General features: G+C 69.5%; 19 protein-coding genes. 13 read left to right on the top strand and 6 right to left on the bottom strand.

Annotated features, from left to right (window positions below; genetic code table 11):
* The first annotated feature begins 14 nt into the window (after positions 1–14).
* Together hemE and E3D03_RS03285 are read left to right on the top strand one after the other, a co-directional pair.
* Positions 15–1,043: a uroporphyrinogen decarboxylase gene (gene hemE / locus E3D03_RS03280; protein ID WP_263565799.1), complete on the top strand. Its 1,029-nt coding sequence runs from the start codon at positions 15–17 to the stop codon at positions 1,041–1,043.
* The gene (locus E3D03_RS03285) at positions 1,043–1,921 is read left to right on the top strand and encodes a DMT family transporter (RefSeq protein WP_263565800.1); all 879 of its coding nucleotides are present in this window, start codon (positions 1,043–1,045) and stop codon (positions 1,919–1,921) included. The genes hemE and E3D03_RS03285 overlap by 1 nt, the downstream gene beginning before the upstream one ends.
* Here the strand turns inward: E3D03_RS03285 and E3D03_RS03290 are convergent.
* Positions 1,908–2,498: a LysE family translocator gene (locus E3D03_RS03290; protein WP_263565801.1), complete on the bottom strand. Its 591-nt coding sequence runs from the start codon at positions 2,496–2,498 to the stop codon at positions 1,908–1,910. The two genes, E3D03_RS03285 and E3D03_RS03290, sit on opposite strands and share 14 nt — an antisense overlap.
* Before the next feature lie 67 nt (positions 2,499–2,565).
* Between E3D03_RS03290 and E3D03_RS03295 the strand changes: the two genes are divergently transcribed.
* Complete coding sequence (locus E3D03_RS03295) at positions 2,566–3,042, top strand: Lrp/AsnC family transcriptional regulator (protein WP_263565802.1); 477 nt, start codon at positions 2,566–2,568, stop codon at positions 3,040–3,042.
* A gap of 166 nt (positions 3,043–3,208) precedes the next feature.
* Complete coding sequence (locus E3D03_RS03300; RefSeq protein ID WP_263565803.1) at positions 3,209–4,744, top strand: ATP-dependent RecD-like DNA helicase; 1,536 nt, start codon at positions 3,209–3,211, stop codon at positions 4,742–4,744.
* On the opposite strand, the gene E3D03_RS03305 is transcribed toward E3D03_RS03300, so the two are convergent.
* A complete protein-coding gene (locus E3D03_RS03305; RefSeq protein WP_263565804.1) occupies positions 4,741–5,562 on the bottom strand; it encodes an EcsC family protein in 822 nt (273 codons plus the stop codon). The genes E3D03_RS03300 and E3D03_RS03305 overlap by 4 nt on opposite strands.
* A gap of 138 nt (positions 5,563–5,700) precedes the next feature.
* On the opposite strand from E3D03_RS03305, the gene E3D03_RS03310 reads away from it, so the two are divergent.
* Positions 5,701–6,168 carry an Ivy family c-type lysozyme inhibitor gene (locus E3D03_RS03310; protein WP_263565805.1) on the top strand — a complete coding sequence of 156 codons (468 nt, stop codon included), beginning with the start codon at positions 5,701–5,703 and terminating at the stop codon, positions 6,166–6,168.
* A gap of 5 nt (positions 6,169–6,173) precedes the next feature.
* Here the strand turns inward: E3D03_RS03310 and E3D03_RS03315 are convergent, their stop codons facing one another.
* A complete protein-coding gene (locus E3D03_RS03315) occupies positions 6,174–6,710 on the bottom strand; it encodes a GNAT family N-acetyltransferase (protein WP_263565806.1) in 537 nt (178 codons plus the stop codon).
* A gap of 260 nt (positions 6,711–6,970) precedes the next feature.
* Between E3D03_RS03315 and E3D03_RS03320 the strand changes: the two genes are divergently transcribed.
* The 7 genes from E3D03_RS03320 to E3D03_RS03350 all read left to right on the top strand — a co-directional run bounded on the left by E3D03_RS03320 (position 6,971) and on the right by E3D03_RS03350 (position 11,651).
* Positions 6,971–7,564, top strand: a complete 594-nt coding sequence (locus E3D03_RS03320; protein WP_062560550.1) for a flavin reductase family protein — start codon at positions 6,971–6,973, stop codon at positions 7,562–7,564.
* Positions 7,564–8,106, top strand: a complete 543-nt coding sequence (locus tag E3D03_RS03325) for an adenine phosphoribosyltransferase (RefSeq protein WP_263565807.1) — start codon at positions 7,564–7,566, stop codon at positions 8,104–8,106. Before E3D03_RS03320 ends, E3D03_RS03325 begins: the two co-directional genes overlap by 1 nt.
* Before the next feature lie 39 nt (positions 8,107–8,145).
* Positions 8,146–9,099, top strand: coding sequence for a 4-hydroxy-3-methylbut-2-enyl diphosphate reductase (ispH, locus tag E3D03_RS03330; protein WP_263565808.1), 954 nt, complete (start codon positions 8,146–8,148; stop codon positions 9,097–9,099).
* A gap of 357 nt (positions 9,100–9,456) precedes the next feature.
* Entirely contained in the window at positions 9,457–9,786 is a 330-nt protein-coding gene (locus tag E3D03_RS03335) for a DUF1330 domain-containing protein (RefSeq protein ID WP_263565809.1), read from the top strand.
* Between the two features lie 84 nt (positions 9,787–9,870).
* Positions 9,871–10,476 (top strand): glutathione S-transferase family protein, encoded by a 606-nt coding sequence (locus E3D03_RS03340; RefSeq protein WP_263565810.1) that lies wholly within the window; start codon positions 9,871–9,873, stop codon positions 10,474–10,476.
* Between the two features lie 85 nt (positions 10,477–10,561).
* Positions 10,562–11,023 (top strand): ribonuclease HI, encoded by a 462-nt coding sequence (rnhA, locus tag E3D03_RS03345; protein WP_062560545.1) that lies wholly within the window; start codon positions 10,562–10,564, stop codon positions 11,021–11,023.
* Position 11,024: 1 nt separating this feature from the next.
* Entirely contained in the window at positions 11,025–11,651 is a 627-nt protein-coding gene (locus tag E3D03_RS03350; protein ID WP_263565811.1) for a trimeric intracellular cation channel family protein, read from the top strand.
* Positions 11,652–11,661: 10 nt separating this feature from the next.
* On the opposite strand, the gene E3D03_RS03355 is transcribed toward E3D03_RS03350, so the two are convergent.
* Genes E3D03_RS03355 through E3D03_RS03365 form a run of 3 tightly spaced genes read right to left on the bottom strand, consistent with a single transcriptional unit; the run spans position 11,662 to position 13,297 of the window.
* Positions 11,662–11,985 (bottom strand): VOC family protein, encoded by a 324-nt coding sequence (locus E3D03_RS03355; RefSeq protein ID WP_263565812.1) that lies wholly within the window; start codon positions 11,983–11,985, stop codon positions 11,662–11,664.
* Between the two features lie 60 nt (positions 11,986–12,045).
* Positions 12,046–12,444 (bottom strand): group III truncated hemoglobin, encoded by a 399-nt coding sequence (locus E3D03_RS03360; protein ID WP_263565813.1) that lies wholly within the window; start codon positions 12,442–12,444, stop codon positions 12,046–12,048.
* A gap of 58 nt (positions 12,445–12,502) precedes the next feature.
* The gene (locus E3D03_RS03365; RefSeq protein WP_263565814.1) at positions 12,503–13,297 is read right to left on the bottom strand and encodes an FAD-dependent monooxygenase; all 795 of its coding nucleotides are present in this window, start codon (positions 13,295–13,297) and stop codon (positions 12,503–12,505) included.
* Between the two features lie 183 nt (positions 13,298–13,480).
* Here E3D03_RS03365 and ileS point away from each other — a divergent pair, with 183 nt between their 5' ends.
* Positions 13,481–16,396 carry an isoleucine--tRNA ligase gene (gene ileS, locus E3D03_RS03370; RefSeq protein ID WP_263565815.1) on the top strand — a complete coding sequence of 972 codons (2,916 nt, stop codon included), beginning with the start codon at positions 13,481–13,483 and terminating at the stop codon, positions 16,394–16,396.
* Positions 16,397–16,398: the final 2 nt, after the last annotated feature.

A 16,398-nucleotide genomic window follows, 5' to 3' on the forward strand; every position in this document is an offset into this window, starting at 1 on the left:
GCAAGAGGTGATCCATGTCCGACAAGACCATCCTGCGCGCCCTGAAGGGCGAGCGCCTGCCCGTGCCGCCCGTCTGGATGATGCGCCAGGCCGGCCGCTACCTGCCCGAATACCGCGCGACCCGCGCCCAGGCCGGCGACTTCCTGTCGCTGTGCTATACGCCCGACCTCGCGGCCGAGGTGACGCTGCAACCGATCCGCCGCTATGGCTTCGACGCGGCGATCCTGTTTGCCGACATCCTGCTGTTGCCGCAGGCGCTGGGGGCCGAGTTGTGGTTCGTAACCGGCGAGGGCCCGCGCCTGTCCACCATCACCGACGCCGCCGGCGTGGCGGCGCTGAAGCCGGTCGAGGCGATCCACGACACCTTGGCCCCGGTTTATGAAACCGTCCGCATCCTGGCGCGCGCATTGCCGCGCGAGACGACGCTGATCGGCTTTGCCGGCGCGCCCTGGACCGTCGCCACCTATATGATCGCCGGTCGCGGCACCCCCGACCAGGGCCCGGCCCATGCCTTCAAGGCTGCCGACCGTGCCGCCTTCGCCGCGCTGATCGACCGCATCACCGAGGGCACCATCGCCTATCTCTCGGCCCAGATCGAGGCCGGGGCCGAGGTGGTCAAGCTCTTCGACAGCTGGGCCGGCTCGCTGAAGGGCGCCGATTTCGACGATTTCGCGGTGGCGCCGACGCGCCGCATCATCGCCGCGCTGAAGGCCCGCCATCCCGGCGTGCCCGTCATCGCCTTCCCGCGCGAGGCCGGGCCACGCTATGCCGGCTTTGCCCGCGCCACCGGCGCCGATGCGGTGGCGCTGGACAATTCCGTCAGCGCCGGCTGGGCCGCCGCCGAGGTGCAGAAGGACGGCTGCGTGCAGGGCAACCTCGACCCGCGGCTGATGGTCACGGGGGGCGAGGCACTGGTGGCCGAGACCCGCCGCATCGTCGCGGCCTTCTCGAAGGGCCCGCATATCTTCAACCTCGGCCATGGCATCACGCCCGACGCCGATCCCGACAATGTCAGCCGCATGATCGAGGCGATCCGGGGCTGATGAGCTGGATCCTCGCCACGCTGGTCGCGGCGGCGGCGCAGACCGGCCGCAACGCGGCGCAGCGTCGGCTGACGGCGGAACTCGGCACCATGGGCGCGACGGCGGTGCGCTTCCTCTTCGGCCTGCCCTTCGCGGCGTTGCTGCTGGCGGTGCTGGCCGGCTTCACCGCCATCCCGCTGCCCGGCCCGGCGAGCCTCGGCTGGGCCACGCTGGGCGCGCTGGCGCAGGTCGCCGCGACGGCGCTGATGCTGCTGACGATGGAGAGCCGCGGCTTCGGCGTCACCACCGCGCTCATCAAGACCGAGCCGGTCACCCTGGCCCTGATCGGGACGCTGCTGCTGGCCGAGCCGCTGGGTCCGGCCCGCATGGCGGCCATCGCCACGGCGACGCTGGGCGTGGTGCTGATGTCGAGCGCCGACTGGCGGCGCGGCGGCTGGCGCGCGGCGGGTCTGGGCATCGCGGCCGGGGCGCTGTTCGGGCTTTCGGCCATCGGCTTTCGCGGCGCGATCCTGGCGCTGCCCTTCGGCGCAAGCGGGCTGCGCGCTGCCACCGTCCTGGCGCTGAGCCTGGCCCTGCAAAGCGCGATCATGCTGGCCTGGCTCGGGTTGGCGGACCGGCCGGCGCTTGCCGGCATCGCCCGGCATTGGCGCGGCTCGCTGGGCGCGGGGGCGCTGGGGGCGCTGGCCTCGCTGTTCTGGTTCCTGGGCTTCGCGCTGACCTCGGCCGCGAATGTCCGCACCCTGGCGCTGGTCGAGGTGGTGATGGCGCAGCTCGTCTCGGGCCGGGTGTTCCGCGAAGGCTCCTCGATGCGCCAGCGCGCCGGCATGGCGCTGATCGTGCTGGGCGTCGCCGGCCTGATCGTGGTCAGTGCCCGCTGAGCACCGGCAGCATCGAGGCGACCAGCAGCACCGCCATCACCCGGTTGAAGATCTGCCGCCGGCCCGCGTCCTGCAAGAGCCCGCGCAGCCCCTGCCCCATCGCCGCCCAAAGCGCGACCGAGGGCAGGTTCACCAGCGTGAACACCGCCGCCACCACCAGCGCCCCGCCCGCGCCGGCGGAATAGGCCGAAAGCGCCCCCAGTCCCATCATCCAGGCCTTGGGATTGACCCATTGAAAGGCACAGGCGGCCAGGAAACCCATCGGCCGCCCGGTGCCGGCCTGGCCCTCGGGCGCGGCGGCATGGGCGATCTTCCAGGCCAGCCACAGCACATAGACCAGGCTCACGGCCTTCAGCGCCAGCGCCAGCCGGGGCGCCTCGGCGATCAGCCGGTCCACGCCCAGGCCCAGCAGCGCCACCATGGCCCCGAAGCCCAAGGCCACGCCCAGCAGATGCGGCACGCTGCGCCGCAAGCCGAAATTCGCCCCGGATGCCATCAGCATCAGGTTGTTCGGCCCCGGCGTGACCGAGGTGGCAAAGGCAAAGGCGGCGAGCGCCAGCAGGATCTGAAGCGACATTGGTGATTTCCCGTTCTGCCGCGCGATGATATTGCAGGATAACCGCAATTTCCGACCAGAGTGCCGCATGCCTGGACAAGATCAGCAATCTGCTTTCGATGATGACCCGATTTCCGCGCGGATATTGCGCATCCTCGAACGGCGGGGACGGATCCCGAATCAGCAGCTCGCGGCCGAGGTCGGGCTCTCGCCCTCGGCCTGCCTGCGCCGGGTGCAGGATCTGGAACGCCGCGGCGCCATCCTGGGCTATCGTGCCGTCATCGCGCCCGCTGCCCGCGCTGCCGGCTTTACCGCCTATGTCACCATCGGCTTGGCCCGCCACACGAACGAGGCGCAACGCGCCTTCGAACGCGCCTGCCTTTCCGCGCCGCAGGTCCGCGAATGCCACAATATCACCGGCTCGGTCGAATACCTGCTGCGGGTCGAGGTGCGCGACCTCGAATCCTATCGTCGCTTCCATACCGAGGTGCTGGGCGCCTTTCCCCAGATCGCCACCATCACCACCCATGTGGTGATGAGCTCGCCCAAGGACGACCGCGCCTGACCGGCGCGCTTTGCCGCGCGTTGCCCGGTCGGCGGGGTATTTGGACAACAAAGAAGCATGGCCGTTCCGCGCCTCGGGTTTCTTCTTTGTTGTCCAAATACCCAAAAAGCCACCGCGCGACCGGAACGGCCTTTCCGCCCGGGCCTGGGCCGGGTAACAAGGCGCCATGATGCTGCCCACCCTTTCCCCAGACCAGGCCGAGGCCTGGGACGCCGTCGCCTCGGCGCTGGAGGATGCCGGCATCGACCTGCTGTCGGAAGAGATCTCGCCGCCGTCGGAAGGCAAGGGCCGGGTCATGGCGGTGATCGGCAAGGCCGGTTCGGGCAAGACGCTGCTCCTGGCCGAGTTGACCAAGGCACTACGCGCGGCCGGGGTCGATCTGGTCTCGGGCGATTACGAGGGCAAGAAGCGCAAGGACCGCCGCACCGTCGCGATCCTGGCCCCGACCAACAAGGCGGCCTTCGTGCTGCGCATGCGCGGCGTGCCGGCGACGACGATCCACCGCATCCTCTATACCCCGGTCTACGACCCGGATTACGAGCGCATCGCCGACTGGCTGACCGGCGCCGGCGAGCGGCCGAAGGTCGAGGGCGTGATCGAGGGCCTGACCGAGGCGGCGCTGGACCGGGCCAAGGCCTTCTACGACCAGCATGCCTCGATCCCCGGGGCGCTGGCCGCGGCGGGGTTGCGCGGCTCGGACTTCATTCGCGGCTGGAAGCGGCGCGAGGACGGGCTGGACGTGGGGCTGATCGACGAGGCCTCGATGCTGGACGAGCGCCAGTTCGAGGATCTGCGCGAGATCTTTCCGACCCTGATCCTGTTCGGCGACCCGGCGCAGCTGGCGCCGGTCGGCCAGTCCGGGCAGATGGTCTTCGACCGGCTCGCGGCCCCGCAGAAGCTGATGCTGAGCCGCATCCACCGGCAGGAGGGCGACAGCCCGATCCTGGATCTCGCCCATGCCCTGGCCGATCCGGCGCTGGAATTCGACGCCTTCGAGCGCATGATCCGCGAGGCCGCCGCCCGCGACTCCCGGGTGATCTGGGCCGAGCGCGTCTCCTCGGACCTGATGGCGCAAAGCCCGGTGCTGGTCTGGCGCAACATCACCCGGATCAAGCTGATCCAGGCCTTCCGCTCGGCCCATGGCGCGCCGGGCGACGCGCTGCTGCCGGGCGAGCCCTTGATCTGCGACGGGCTGGAACTGCCGCTGAAGCACCGCAAGAAGCGCATCGACCTGGAAGCGCGCGGGCTGATCAAGGGCGCGCAGGTGGTCTATCTGGGGCCGGGGCGCAAGCCGGGCTTTTCCCGCCTGCATGTCGTCGGCGCCGAGGATCCGCGGCTTTCCGCCGCCAGCATCGTCAAGATCGAGATGCCGGATGTCGAGGAGCCCTTCATCCCCTATGCCGCGCGCATGGGCGCGACCTTCCTGCATGGCGCGGCGGTGACGATTCACAAGGCGCAGGCCAGCCAATGGCCCGACGTGCAGGTCTTCGGCCCCGACATCAGCGCCGCCGCCTGGTCGGGCCGCAGCGAGGCCGGCATCGCGCTGTGGAAGCGGCTGGCCTATGTCGCCATCACCCGCGCGCAGGAGCGGCTGCATTGGGTGGTGAAATCGCGGCTCGCCCGGCCGACCAGCCCCCTGGGCATCGACCACCTGGAAGCCCCCGTCGCCGCCCTGCAACTGGCGGCCGAGGTCGAGGACTAGCCGCGCCGCATCAGCTTGCGCGCCGCCGTATTCGGGCGCAGCTGGATCATGCGCAGCTCCAGCGCCTCGGCCAGCGCCTCGCGCGGGATGCCGGTTTCCTCGGACAGCCGCAGCAGGCCGAAATGTACCCGCGCCAGCTCCTGGTAATAGCGGGTGAAGTTGTAGTTGATCGCCGCCCCGGCCAGCGCGCCCAGCACCGGCACCGCCTGCGCCGCGAATTTCTGCGCCATCGAGGTCGAGAGCTTCGGCGCCACCTTGGCGATCAGCGCCTGCACCGAATGGCCGGTGATGGTCATCCGCGCCGTCAGCAGCCCCAGGTCGGTGCCCTCGTCATCCGACAGCGGCCCGGCCGAGGCGAAGACATGCAGCGCCTCGCGCCTCGCCTGGTCCGAATCGGGATCGAAGCCATGTTCGCCGGCAATGTCCATGATCGCGCGCAGAAGCAGCGTCACCGTCACCGGCAGCTCCAGCACCGCGCCGCCGACGCCGGCAAGGCCGCCGACCGCGCCCGAGGTGGTCGAGAGCAGCCGGTTGAACAGATCGCCCCGTTCCCGCAGCACCCCGCGCGAGCGCGAGGCGGCGTCGAAGGCCCGGTTCAGCGCCGCCAGCGTGATGCGGTCCATGCGTCCGCGCACGCCTTGGGGAAGCCGCTCGATCAGCCCCTCGGCCTTGCCGCCGATGGCGGTCATCAGCTCCATCGCGATGCCGCCGGCCGCCAGATAGCGCCGCGCCAGCCGGTCGATCTCGGCATGGACGGTCGGGTCGTCGATGGGCGGCAGCACGTCCTGGCGGACCGGGATGGGCGTGTTCTTGGTCATGCGTGGGCAACCCCGAGGTTCATGGCATAAGGGCAGAAGATCGCCCGGCAAGGGAACTTGCAAGCGCCGCACGGGGTTCCGGCTCCTCGACGAAAACCCAAGGGCCACCGGCCTGCGACCCAAAGTGAAGGAAGACCCATGACGATCCGCCGCATCCTCCCCATCCTGACGCTCGGAGCCGCCCTGGGCCTTGGCCCCGCCCTGGCGCAGGAGGCGGCCGGCCCGAGCCTTGCCGACCTCGGCCAGGACCAGGCGCTGACCGCCGCCTTCGACAAGATGGCCGAGGGTCATCCCATGCCGGACTGGCTGCGCGGCGCGGCGGTGACCACGCCGGCGCAGAAGGTCGCGTTCGGCGGCAAGGAATACCTGGCGATGACCGCCTGCAAGCAGCACGATTGCGCCGCGAACAAGATGGCCATGCTTTACGCGCCGGGCAGCGGCGAGGCCTATGGCTTGCTCTCGGTCCAGGACGGCAAGGGCGTCGAGCTGCTGACCTGGCTCAATATCGGCGGCAATGCCGAATCGATCGACGGCCGCACCATCCTTTACGCGGCGCTGACCGGCAGCCTGGCGAACCACCCCAAGGCCTTCGACTACAAGGACTAAGGGCCTCAGCCGCGCCCGCCCAGCGACCGCCAGGCCTGGTTCGCAGCCTCGTTGTCGCTGGTGTCGCGGGTCACCGGGCCCTCGACCCCCTGCCAGGCGCCGGGCTCCAGCTCCAGCCCCAGCACGCGGTCGGGGTTGGTGGGCGGCGGCATTTGCACATGCTCGAGCTTGCGAAAGCCGAAGCGGCGGTAATAGGGTTCGTCGCCGACCAGCATGACCCGGGACCAGCCCTGCATTTCGGCCCGCTCCAGCCCCTCGCGAATCAGCAAACCGCCCAGGCCCTCGCCCTGGGCGGTCGGGTGCACGGCGACGGGGCCCAGCAGCAGCACGTCCTCATCGGCCACATGCACCGGCCAGAAGCGGATCGCCCCCACCATCACGTCGAAACTGTCGCGCAGGACCAGGCACAGGCCGGGCACCGGCGCCACGCCCTCGCGCAGGCGATAGGAGCTCAGCGCGGTGCGCCCCGGCGCGAAGCACAGGTCGAGAAGCGCCTCGACCTCGGCGTAATCGACAGCGCGTTCGGGGCGAAGAGCATACATCCGGCCATCCCAAGCTTGCCCATGCCGCGGGTCAGGCGTCCCGCAGGCGAAAGCCCCCGTAACACGCATGACGGGCGGCGAAAACCGCCCGAGCGCCGCCGCGGCAGCGCGCGGGATGAATTTTCTGCGACACCGCGCGCTCCGGCTCGCACCGCAGGCAGCCGAGCTTGCGCTTGACCTCGCGGGGCCGGCCGGGCAGATCTTGGGACCGGACCGGGCGTCCCGCAGGCGGGCCCGGCAGCAATCAGCGGAGGCCGCAGATGTTCTACCGACCCGAGGCCGGCCACGGCCTGCCGCACAACCCGCTGAACGCGCTGGTGGCGCCCCGGCCGATCGGCTGGATCTCGACCCGCGGCCGGCTGGGCGACAATCTCGCGCCCTATTCCTTCTTCAACCTGACCGCCTATGTGCCGCCGCAGGTGATGTTCGCCTCGACCTCGGCCAAGCCCGACCGGCCGGGCACCAAGGACAGCGTGGCCCAGATCGTCGAAAGCCGGGTCTTTTGCGTCAATATCGCCGACGGCGGCATGAAGGACCAGGTGAACGCCAGCTCGGCCGTCCTGGACGCCGGCACCAGCGAATTCGAGGCCGCTGGCATCGCCGCCGCGGAATGCCAGACCATCGACTGCCCGCGCGTGGCCCAGGCCGCGGCCTCGCTCGAATGCCGCATGACCCAGGTGATCCGGCTGGCCGGCCAGGCCAATGTCATGGTGCTGGGCGTGGTGACCGGCATCCACATCCGGCCCGACTGCATCGTCGACGGCCGCTTCCGCCCCGCGCTCGGCTGGCTGTCGCGGCTGGGCTACATGGATTACACCATCACCACCGAGACCTTCGAGATGGAGCGCCCCTGATGGCCCGCGATACCCGGACGGTGCGCGACTATATCCGCACCATCGTCGACTTCCCGCATGAAGGCATCCTGTTTCGCGACGTGACGACGCTCTTTGCCGACGCGCGCGGCTTTCGCATGGCGGTGGATCAGCTGCTGGCCGCCTATGCCGGCGAGCCGATCGACAAGGTCGTGGGGCTCGAGGCGCGCGGCTTCATCCTGGGCGGCGCGGTGGCGCATCAGCTGTCGGTGGGCTTCGTGCCGATCCGCAAGAAGGGCAAGCTGCCCGGCGCCACCATCAGCCAGGCCTATGCGCTGGAATATGGCGAGGCGGTGATGGAGATCCACGACGACGCCCTGAAACCCGGCGAACGGGTGCTGATCGTGGACGACCTGCTGGCCACCGGCGGCACCGCCGCGGCCGGCATCTCGCTTTGCGAGCGGCTCGGCGCCGCGGTGGTCGGCTGCGCCTTCGTGATCGAGCTGCCCGAGCTTGGCGGCCGCGCGCTGCTCGAGGGACTGGGCCACGAGGTCCATGCCCTGACCAGTTTCGAGGGCGCCTGACCGCTTGCGGTGGCCCGCCCGGGCGACTAGGTGACAGCCATGGACCAGAAACCGCCCCTGACCCTCTATCTCGCCGCGCCGCGCGGCTTCTGCGCCGGCGTGGACCGGGCGATCAAGATCGTCGAGATGGCGCTGCAGAAATGGGGCGCGCCGGTCTATGTCCGCCACGAGATCGTGCACAACAAGTTCGTCGTGGACAGCCTGCGCGACAAGGGCGCGGTCTTCGTCGAGGAACTGGACGACGTGCCCGACGACCGGCCGGTGATCTTCTCGGCCCATGGCGTGCCGAAGTCGGTGCCGGCCGAGGCGCGCCGGCGCGAGATGGTCTTCGTCGATGCCACCTGCCCCCTGGTCAGCAAGGTCCATGTCGAGGCCGAACGCCACCATGCCGAGGGCTTGCAGATGGTGATGATCGGCCATGCCGGCCACCCCGAGGTGCTGGGCACCATGGGCCAGCTGCCCGAGGGCGAGGTGCTGCTGGTCGAGACCGTCGCGGACGTGGCCCATATCGCGCCGCGCGACCCCGGGCGGCTGGCCTTCATCACCCAGACCACGCTCTCGGTCGACGACACCGCGGCCATCGTCGCCGCCTTGCAGGCGCGCTTCCCGATGATCGTCGGCCCGGCCAAGGAAGACATCTGCTACGCCACCACCAACCGCCAGGCCTCGGTCAAGGCCATCGCCGGCAAGATCGACGCGCTCTTGGTGATCGGGGCGCCGAACAGCTCGAACTCGCGCCGGCTGGTCGAGGTCGGCAGCGCCGCCGGCTGCGCCTATTCGCAGCTGGTGATGCGCGCCGACCAGATCGATTGGCGCGCCATCGCCGGCGCCCGCGCCGTGGGCGTGACCGCCGGAGCCTCGGCGCCTGAGGTGCTGGTCAACGAGGTCATCGACGCTTTCCGCGCCCGCTACGCCGTGACCGTGGAACTGGTCGAGACCGCGCGCGAGAATGTCGAGTTCAAGGTGCCCCGCGTGCTGCGAGAGCCGGGCTGACGCCTCGCCTGGCCGAAGCGCCGCCGGGGTATTTGAAAAACAGAGAAAGCCGCCGGGATCGGATCCGCATCGCCCTCGGCCTTCTTTGTTTTCCAAATACCCATGCGGACCGTGCCGCAGGCGGCAACGATGCCGCCCTTTCGCAACCTCGCGACATGGGTATTTGGAAAACGGAAAAGCAGGCGCCGCGCCTGCCCCTTGCAGCAGCCTGTCCACTTTCCGTTTTGAAAATACCCATGTCGAGACGGATCCCCGGGGCGGATCTCGGCCCATCGTCGCGCTTGCCGGCCGCCGCGCAGCTTGCCTATGCTTTACCGAGGGCGGCCGCAGGCGCCGCCGGCAAGGGAGGAAAAGCGCATGACCGTTTATCTCATCGCCGAGGTCAAGGTGACCGACGACGCCTGGATTCCGGATTACGCCGCGCGGGTGCATGAGATCGCCGCCCGCCATAATGGCCGCTACCTGTCGCGCAGCGGCAATATCGAGGAGCTGGAGGGCGAGCCGACCGACGTGACGCTGATAGCGCTGATCCAGTTCCCCTCGCGCGAGGAGGCCCTGGCTTTCGCAAACGACCCGGAATACGCCCCCTTCGGCGCGGCGCGCAAGGCCGGCTCGGTCAGCCATTTCCGCCTGATCGACGACACCGACCTGGCCGGCAGCATCCCCTATCTCGGCAAGCCGGGATAGGCGCTTTCCGGCGCTGGCCGCTCGTTTCGTTCCCGCCTATAGTGCCGGCGAAAACCGGCGCAGCGGCAAGCGAAAGGATCGACGATGCGGCTTTATTCCATGCCTTCCTCGGGCAACAGCTACAAGGTGCGGCTGCTCTTGGCGCTGCTGGGCCGGGCCTGCGAGATCGTCGATGTCGAATACATGACCGAGGCGCTGGAAAGCGCCCGGGCCGAGGGGCGGCTGCCCTTCGGCAAGGCGCCGGTGCTGGCGCTGGACGACGGCCGGCTGCTGCCCGAATCCAACGCGATCCTGTGCTTCCTGGGCGAAGGCTCGGCCTATGTCCCGGCCGATCCGGTGCTGCGCGCCGAGATGCTGGGCTGGATGTTCTGGGAGCAGAACCAGCACGAGGGCACCATTGCCGTGCGCGCCGCGCTGCGCTTCTATCCGCATCGCCGCGCGCTGGCCACGCCCGAGCGCATGGCCGAACTGCTGGATCGCGGCCATGCCAACCTGCAGATCATGGAAGACCGGCTCTCGGGGCGCGACTGGCTGGTCGGCGATGCGGTCAGCCTGGCCGACATCTGCCTTTACGCCTATACCCATACGGCCGGCGCGCGCGGCGGCTTCGACATGGCGCGGTTTCCGGCCATCGCGGCCTGGCTCGACCGCGTCGCCGCCCTGCCCGGTTACCAGGGGCTCGCGGCATGAGCGGGTTGTTCCACATGATGGAATGCGGCGGCCTTTTCGCCGGGCAAAACGGCCCATTCCATATCGTGGAATGCGAGGGGCGCGCATGACCCGGCTCTATGCATGGACTGACGGGGCATGCAGCGGCAATCCCGGCCCGGGCGGCTGGGGCGTGCTGATGCGCGCCATCGAGGGCGAGGCGGTGCTGAAGGAGCGCGAGCTGTCGGGGGGCGAGCCCGACACCACCAACAACCGCATGGAGCTGATGGCCGCCATCGCCGCGCTGGAAATCCTGGCCCGGCCCAGCGAGATCACCGTCACCACCGACAGCGCCTATGTGAAGAACGGCGTCACGCAATGGATCCACGGCTGGAAGCGCAACGGCTGGCGCACGGCCGACCGCAAGCCCGTGAAGAATGCCGAGCTGTGGCAGCGGCTCGACGCCGCGCAGGCCCGCCATCAGGTGCGCTGGGAATGGATCAAGGGCCACGCCGGCCACCCCGAGAACGAGCGCGCCGACGAGCTGGCGCGCGCCGGCATGGCGCCCTTCAAGCCGGCGAAGGTCTGAGATGCAGGCGCTGGTGGCGCTGCTGGACTATGCCTCGGTGCTGGTCTTTGCGCTGACCGGGGCGCTGGTCGCCAGCCGGGCGCAGCTCGACCTGGTCGGCTTCGTCTTCTTCGCCACGCTGACCGGGGTCGGCGGCGGCACGCTGCGCGACCTGGTGCTGGGCCGGACCCCGGTGTTCTGGGTCGACCGGCCCGAGCTGATCCTGCTGACCACCGCCGCCGCCATCGTGGTGTTCTTCACCGCGCATCTGCTGGAAAGCCGCTATCGCGCGATCCTGTGGCTCGACGCCTGCGCGCTGGCCGTGGCGGTGCCGGCCGGCGTGGGCGTGGCCCTGCAGGCCGGGGTCGGCCCGGTCGTCACGGTGATGATGGGGGTCATGACCGGCACCTTCGGCGGGCTGATGCGCGACGTGGTCGGCAACGAGGTGCCCTTGGTGCTGAAACAGGGCGAGCTTTACATCACCGCGACCTTCGGCGGCGCGGTGACGGCGCTGGCGCTGCTGGCGCTGGGGCTGCCCTATCCGCTGGCGCTGTTCGGCTGCGCCGCCGTGGTGCTGGCGCTGCGCGCGGGCAGCATGGCTCTGGGCTGGCGGCTGCCGGTCTACAAGGCGCGGCCGCCGCGCGGCTAGCGCACCCCGGTCAACGCTCGGACCAGACCGCCATCTCGGTGCCGCCGGGCTCGCGGAACTGGAAGCGCCGGCCGCCGGGGAAATCGAAGATCGGCCGGGTGATCTCGGCCCCCGCCTCGGTCACGCGGGCCAGCGCCGCCTCGAGATCGTCGGTGCGCAGGATGACCAGCGGCGGCGCCAGGGTGCCGGCCGCGATGCCGCCCGAAATGCCGGCATCGGCCAGTTCCTGGTATTCCGGGCCGTAGTCGTTGAAACCCCAGCCGAAGGCACGGGCAAAGAACGCCTTGGTCGCCGGCAGATCGGGCGAGGAGAATTCCAGATAGTCGATCTTCATGGCCGGCCCTCCGCGATGTTCGCCTTTTGTTTACGCCTGCCGGGCCGATGATGCAAGGCTCTAGCGCAGGACCGGCGGGCCGGCCGTGGCGGTCATGTTCTCGACCCCCATGCGCAGCCCGGCGCCGATGCGATGCGCCAGCGCCGACCAGCCCTGCGCGGCCTCGGGCGGCAGGGTGCGGCGCAGGGTTTCGTCGAAGAGCATCAGCCAGGGCGCGAAATGCTGGCCGTGGACATTGCCGGCCATGATATGCGCGCGCATCGGGCTGCCCTCGTAGCTGCGCTCGTAGAGGATGGCGTTGCGCCAGAAGGCGGCGATCTTGGCCTCATGCGCGGGCCAGTCGGTGACATGGGCGGCAAAGATCGGCCCCAACTCCTCGTGCCGGCGGATGGCGGCGTAGAAGGTGGCGACGACGCGGTCGATCTCTTCGGGGGTGATGTCGAAACGGGGCGGAATCATGGCCGCGATATGGGCCCGCACGCGCGCCGGCGCAAGGCGGCCGGATGTCACAGGACGCCTATGGCGCGCGGGTTCCGGCCAGCGGCGGCGCCATGGTGCCCGCGACGAGCCGCGTCAGCCCGTTCCGCAGCAGCGGCAGGGTCGATGAGGGCGCCAGCAGCCGGTCGCGCAGCCAGGGCAGGCTGCGGCTGCCGGATTGATACATCGGCGTGAAGGCCGCGCTCATGCCCTGGTAGATCAGGACGTGCCAGCGGCGCATGGCGGCGTAATCGGCGGGCGCGTCCTCCAGCGGTCCGCGCAGCGTCAAGCCGAGCGCGAGCGCGTCGAGCAGCGCCATGTTCGCGCCCTGCCCCAGCTGCGGGCTGGCGCGATGCGCGGCATCGCCGATATGGACCAGCCCCGGCGCGAAGGGCCGGCGCAGGGTGCCATGGGCATAGCGCGCCTGGGTCATCGCCGCATTGTCGCGGATGCCGTCCAGAAAGGGCGCCATCTGTGGCCAGAGAGCGACGGCCTCGGCCTTCCAGGCCCCGAGGTCGCGTTGCGGCCAGCTGTCCAGTTCGGCGCGGGGCATCGACCAGAAGACGGCGGCGCGCGGCGTGTCGTCCGCAGGCAGGCGGCCGATGGGCAGCACGCCCGCCATGCGGCTGGCGCCATGGTAGCGCTGGCGCAGCTGGTCGCGCGGCAGCTCGGTCTCGGGCCAGGGCACCGTGCCCCAGATCGCGCCATGGCCGAGCGGCCGCGCCTGCAACGGCGAGAGGCGCGAGCCGGCGGCGCTGGCATCGACGATCAGGTCGAAGGGACCATGGCTGCGGCCATCCGCCAGCGCGCCCGCGATGGCGATGCGGTAGCTCATGGCGCTTGCTGCCCCAGCCGCGCGCGGGCCGCAAGCCGCGCTTGCAGGCGGCGGGGCGGTTTTCTATAACCCGGCGCATGTTCAGCATGGGCGGCATCATTCGAATTACCCGCCCGGCGGCCTAGGGGATCCTTCGCCGCCGGGTTACGCATGCCGGCCCTGCCACCGAAGGATTCCCGCCCGATGAGCGACACGACCGAGACCGCGCCCGACTATCGCGACACCGTCTTCCTGCCCCAGACCGATTTTCCGATGCGCGCCGGCCTGCCGCAACGCGAGCCGGAATGGCTGGCCCGCTGGGAGCGGATCGGCATTTATGACCGGCTGCGCGAGCGGGCGGGAGGCCGGACGCCCTTCATCCTGCACGACGGCCCTCCTTACGCGAACGGCAACCTGCATATCGGCCACGCGCTGAACAAGACCATCAAGGACATCATCGTGCGCAGCCACCAGATGATGGGCCGCGATGCGCGCTATGTGCCGGGCTGGGACTGCCACGGCCTGCCGATCGAGTGGAAGATCGAGGAGAAATACCGCCATGACGGCCGCGACAAGGATGCGGTGGACGTGGTCGAGTTCCGCCAGGAATGCCGCCGCTTTGCCGAATCCTGGGTCGATATCCAGCGCGAGGAGTTCAAGCGCCTGGGCATCACCGGCAAGTGGGACGATCCCTATCTGACCATGGACTACCACGCCGAGGCGGTGATCGCGGCCGAGTTCATGAAGCTGCTGATGAACGGCGCGCTTTACCAGGGATCGAAGCCGGTGATGTGGTCTCCGGTCGAGAAGACCGCGCTGGCCGAGGCCGAGGTCGAGTATCACGACCACCAGAGCCATACCATCTGGGTGCGGTTTGCCGTCACCGCGGCGGAGGGTATTTGGAAAACAGAGAAGCCCGCCAGCGTGGTGATCTGGACCACCACCCCCTGGACGATTCCGCAGAACCGGGCCGTGGCCTATAATCCGGGCATCGCCTATGGGCTGTATCGCGTGGATGCGGTGGCCGAGAACGCGACCGCAAAGCCCGGCGAATTGCTGGTGCTGGCCGATGCGCTGGCCGAAAGCGTGAAGCAGGCCGGCAAGATCGAGGGCTGGAAGCGGGTCTGCGACGTGACGGCCTCGGACCTGGAGGGGCTGGTGCTGGCCCATCCGCTGCGCGGCGTCGAGGGCGGTGCGGGCGAGTGGGACTATGACGTGCCCATGCTGCCGGGCGAGCATGTCACCGAGGACGCGGGCACCGGCTTCGTGCATACCGCGCCCAGCCATGGCGACGACGACTATCAGCTGGGGCTGAAGTTCAAGCTGCCGATGACCTATAATGTCGAGCCGGACGGCTCGTATCGCGCCGACCTGCCGATCTTCGGCGGCCAGGCGATCCTGACGCCCGAGGGCAAGGAAGGCCCGGCGAATGTCAGCGTCATCAAGCAGCTGGCCTGGGCCGGGGCGCTGCTGGCCAAGGGCAAGGTCAAGCACTCCTATCCGCATTCGTGGCGGTCCAAGGCGCCGCTGATCTATCGCAACACACCGCAATGGTTCGCCGCCATCGACTTTGCGCTGGCCGACGGCATGGGGCAATATGGCGACACGATCCGCACGCGGGCGCTGACCTCGATCGACAAGCTGGTGAAATGGTGGCCCCAATCGGGGCGCAACCGCATCCATTCCATGGTCGAGAACCGGCCCGACTGGGTGCTGTCGCGCCAGCGCGCCTGGGGCGTGCCGCTGACCTGCTTCGTCAAGAAGGGCGCCAGGCCCAGCGACCCGGACTTCCTGCTGCGCGACCAGCGCGTCAACGACCGCATCATCGCCGCCTTTGAACGGGACGGCGCCGATGTCTGGTATCGGCCCGGCTTTGCCGCCGAGGTGCTGGCGGGCGTTGCCGATCCGGCGGATTACGACCAGGTGATGGATGTGCTGGACGTCTGGTTCGACAGCGGCTCGACCCATGCCTTCGTGCTGCGCGACCGCGCCGACGGGGCGCCGGACGGCATTGCCGACGTCTATCTGGAGGGCACTGACCAGCATCGCGGCTGGTTCCAGTCCTCGCTGTTGCAGGCCTGCGCGACCAAGGGCCGGGCGCCCTATCGCAATGTGGTCACGCATGGCTTCACGCTGGACGAGAAGGGCATGAAGATGTCCAAGTCGCTGGGCAATACCATCGTGCCGGCCGAGGTCATCAAGCAATACGGCGCCGACATCCTGCGGCTCTGGGTGGCGCAGACCGACTATACCGCCGACCAGCGCATCGGCCCCGAGATCCTGAAGGGCACCGCCGACAGCTATCGCCGGCTGCGCAACACGCTGCGCTTCGTGCTGGGCAATCTCGACGGCTTTGCCGAGGCCGAGCGCATCGAGCCGGCCGAGATGCCCGAGCTGGAGCAATGGGTGCTGCACCGGCTGGCGCAGATCGACGCGCAGCTGCGCCATGGCTATGACAGCTTCGACTTCCAGGGCGTGTTCCAGACCGTGTTCCAGTTCGCCACGGTGGATCTGTCGGCCTTCTATTTCGACATCCGCAAGGACGCGCTTTACTGCGACGCACCCGATTCGGCGCGGCGGCGGGCGGCGCGCACGGTGCTGGACCTGCTGTTCCACCGCATCGTGACCTGGCTTGCGCCGATCCTGCCCTTTACCATGGAGGATGTCTGGCTGGCGCGCTTCCCGTCCGAGGAGGGCAGCGTGCATCTGCAGGACTTCCCCGCCACCCCGGCCGACTGGCTGAACGAGCGCCTGGCGCGGAAATGGGAGGCGATCCGCCGCATCCGCCGCGTGGTCACTGCCGCGCTGGAGATCAAGCGCACCGACAAGGTGATCGGCGCCAGCCTGGAGGCCGCGCCGGTGGTGCATGTCGAGGATGCGGAGGAGCTGAAGGCGCTGAAATCGGTGGATTTCGCCGATATCTGCATCACCTCGGGCATCAGCCTGACCGCCGATCCGGCCCCGGCCGAGGCGTTCCGGCTGGCGGAGGTGCCGGGCATCGGCGTGGTCTTCGAGGGCGCGATGGGCGAGAAATGCCAGCGCTGCTGGAAGATCCTGCCCGATGTCGGCAGCTATGCCCATGCCGGCACCTGCGCGCGCTGCGACGCGGTGCTGGGCTGAAA

Origin of the sequence: Paracoccus sp. DMF (genome assembly GCF_004407025.1) — a bacterium.
Lineage (GTDB): Bacteria > Pseudomonadota > Alphaproteobacteria > Rhodobacterales > Rhodobacteraceae > Paracoccus > Paracoccus aminovorans_B.

Bases quoted from the DNA above. Each gene is read 5' to 3' on its own strand.
- E3D03_RS03320 (WP_062560550.1), top strand. From the start codon at position 6,971: ATGTTCTACCGACCCGAGGCCGGCCACGGCCTGCCGCACAACCCGCTG.
- E3D03_RS03285 (WP_263565800.1), top strand. From the start codon at position 1,043: ATGAGCTGGATCCTCGCCACGCTGGTCGCGGCGGCGGCGCAGACCGGC.
- E3D03_RS03340 (WP_263565810.1), top strand. From the start codon at position 9,871: ATGCGGCTTTATTCCATGCCTTCCTCGGGCAACAGCTACAAGGTGCGG.
- E3D03_RS03300 (WP_263565803.1), top strand. From the start codon at position 3,209: ATGATGCTGCCCACCCTTTCCCCAGACCAGGCCGAGGCCTGGGACGCC.
- E3D03_RS03325 (WP_263565807.1), top strand. From the start codon at position 7,564: ATGGCCCGCGATACCCGGACGGTGCGCGACTATATCCGCACCATCGTC.
- E3D03_RS03310 (WP_263565805.1), top strand. From the start codon at position 5,701: ATGACGATCCGCCGCATCCTCCCCATCCTGACGCTCGGAGCCGCCCTG.
- E3D03_RS03305 (WP_263565804.1), bottom strand. From the start codon at position 5,562: ATGACCAAGAACACGCCCATCCCGGTCCGCCAGGACGTGCTGCCGCCC.
- hemE (WP_263565799.1), top strand. From the start codon at position 15: ATGTCCGACAAGACCATCCTGCGCGCCCTGAAGGGCGAGCGCCTGCCC.
- E3D03_RS03365 (WP_263565814.1), bottom strand. From the start codon at position 13,297: ATGAGCTACCGCATCGCCATCGCGGGCGCGCTGGCGGATGGCCGCAGC.
- rnhA (WP_062560545.1), top strand. From the start codon at position 10,562: ATGACCCGGCTCTATGCATGGACTGACGGGGCATGCAGCGGCAATCCC.
- E3D03_RS03350 (WP_263565811.1), top strand. From the start codon at position 11,025: ATGCAGGCGCTGGTGGCGCTGCTGGACTATGCCTCGGTGCTGGTCTTT.
- ispH (WP_263565808.1), top strand. From the start codon at position 8,146: ATGGACCAGAAACCGCCCCTGACCCTCTATCTCGCCGCGCCGCGCGGC.
- E3D03_RS03360 (WP_263565813.1), bottom strand. From the start codon at position 12,444: ATGATTCCGCCCCGTTTCGACATCACCCCCGAAGAGATCGACCGCGTC.
- E3D03_RS03335 (WP_263565809.1), top strand. From the start codon at position 9,457: ATGACCGTTTATCTCATCGCCGAGGTCAAGGTGACCGACGACGCCTGG.
- E3D03_RS03315 (WP_263565806.1), bottom strand. From the start codon at position 6,710: ATGTATGCTCTTCGCCCCGAACGCGCTGTCGATTACGCCGAGGTCGAG.
- E3D03_RS03355 (WP_263565812.1), bottom strand. From the start codon at position 11,985: ATGAAGATCGACTATCTGGAATTCTCCTCGCCCGATCTGCCGGCGACC.
- E3D03_RS03290 (WP_263565801.1), bottom strand. From the start codon at position 2,498: ATGTCGCTTCAGATCCTGCTGGCGCTCGCCGCCTTTGCCTTTGCCACC.
- ileS (WP_263565815.1), top strand. From the start codon at position 13,481: ATGAGCGACACGACCGAGACCGCGCCCGACTATCGCGACACCGTCTTC.
- E3D03_RS03295 (WP_263565802.1), top strand. From the start codon at position 2,566: ATGCCTGGACAAGATCAGCAATCTGCTTTCGATGATGACCCGATTTCC.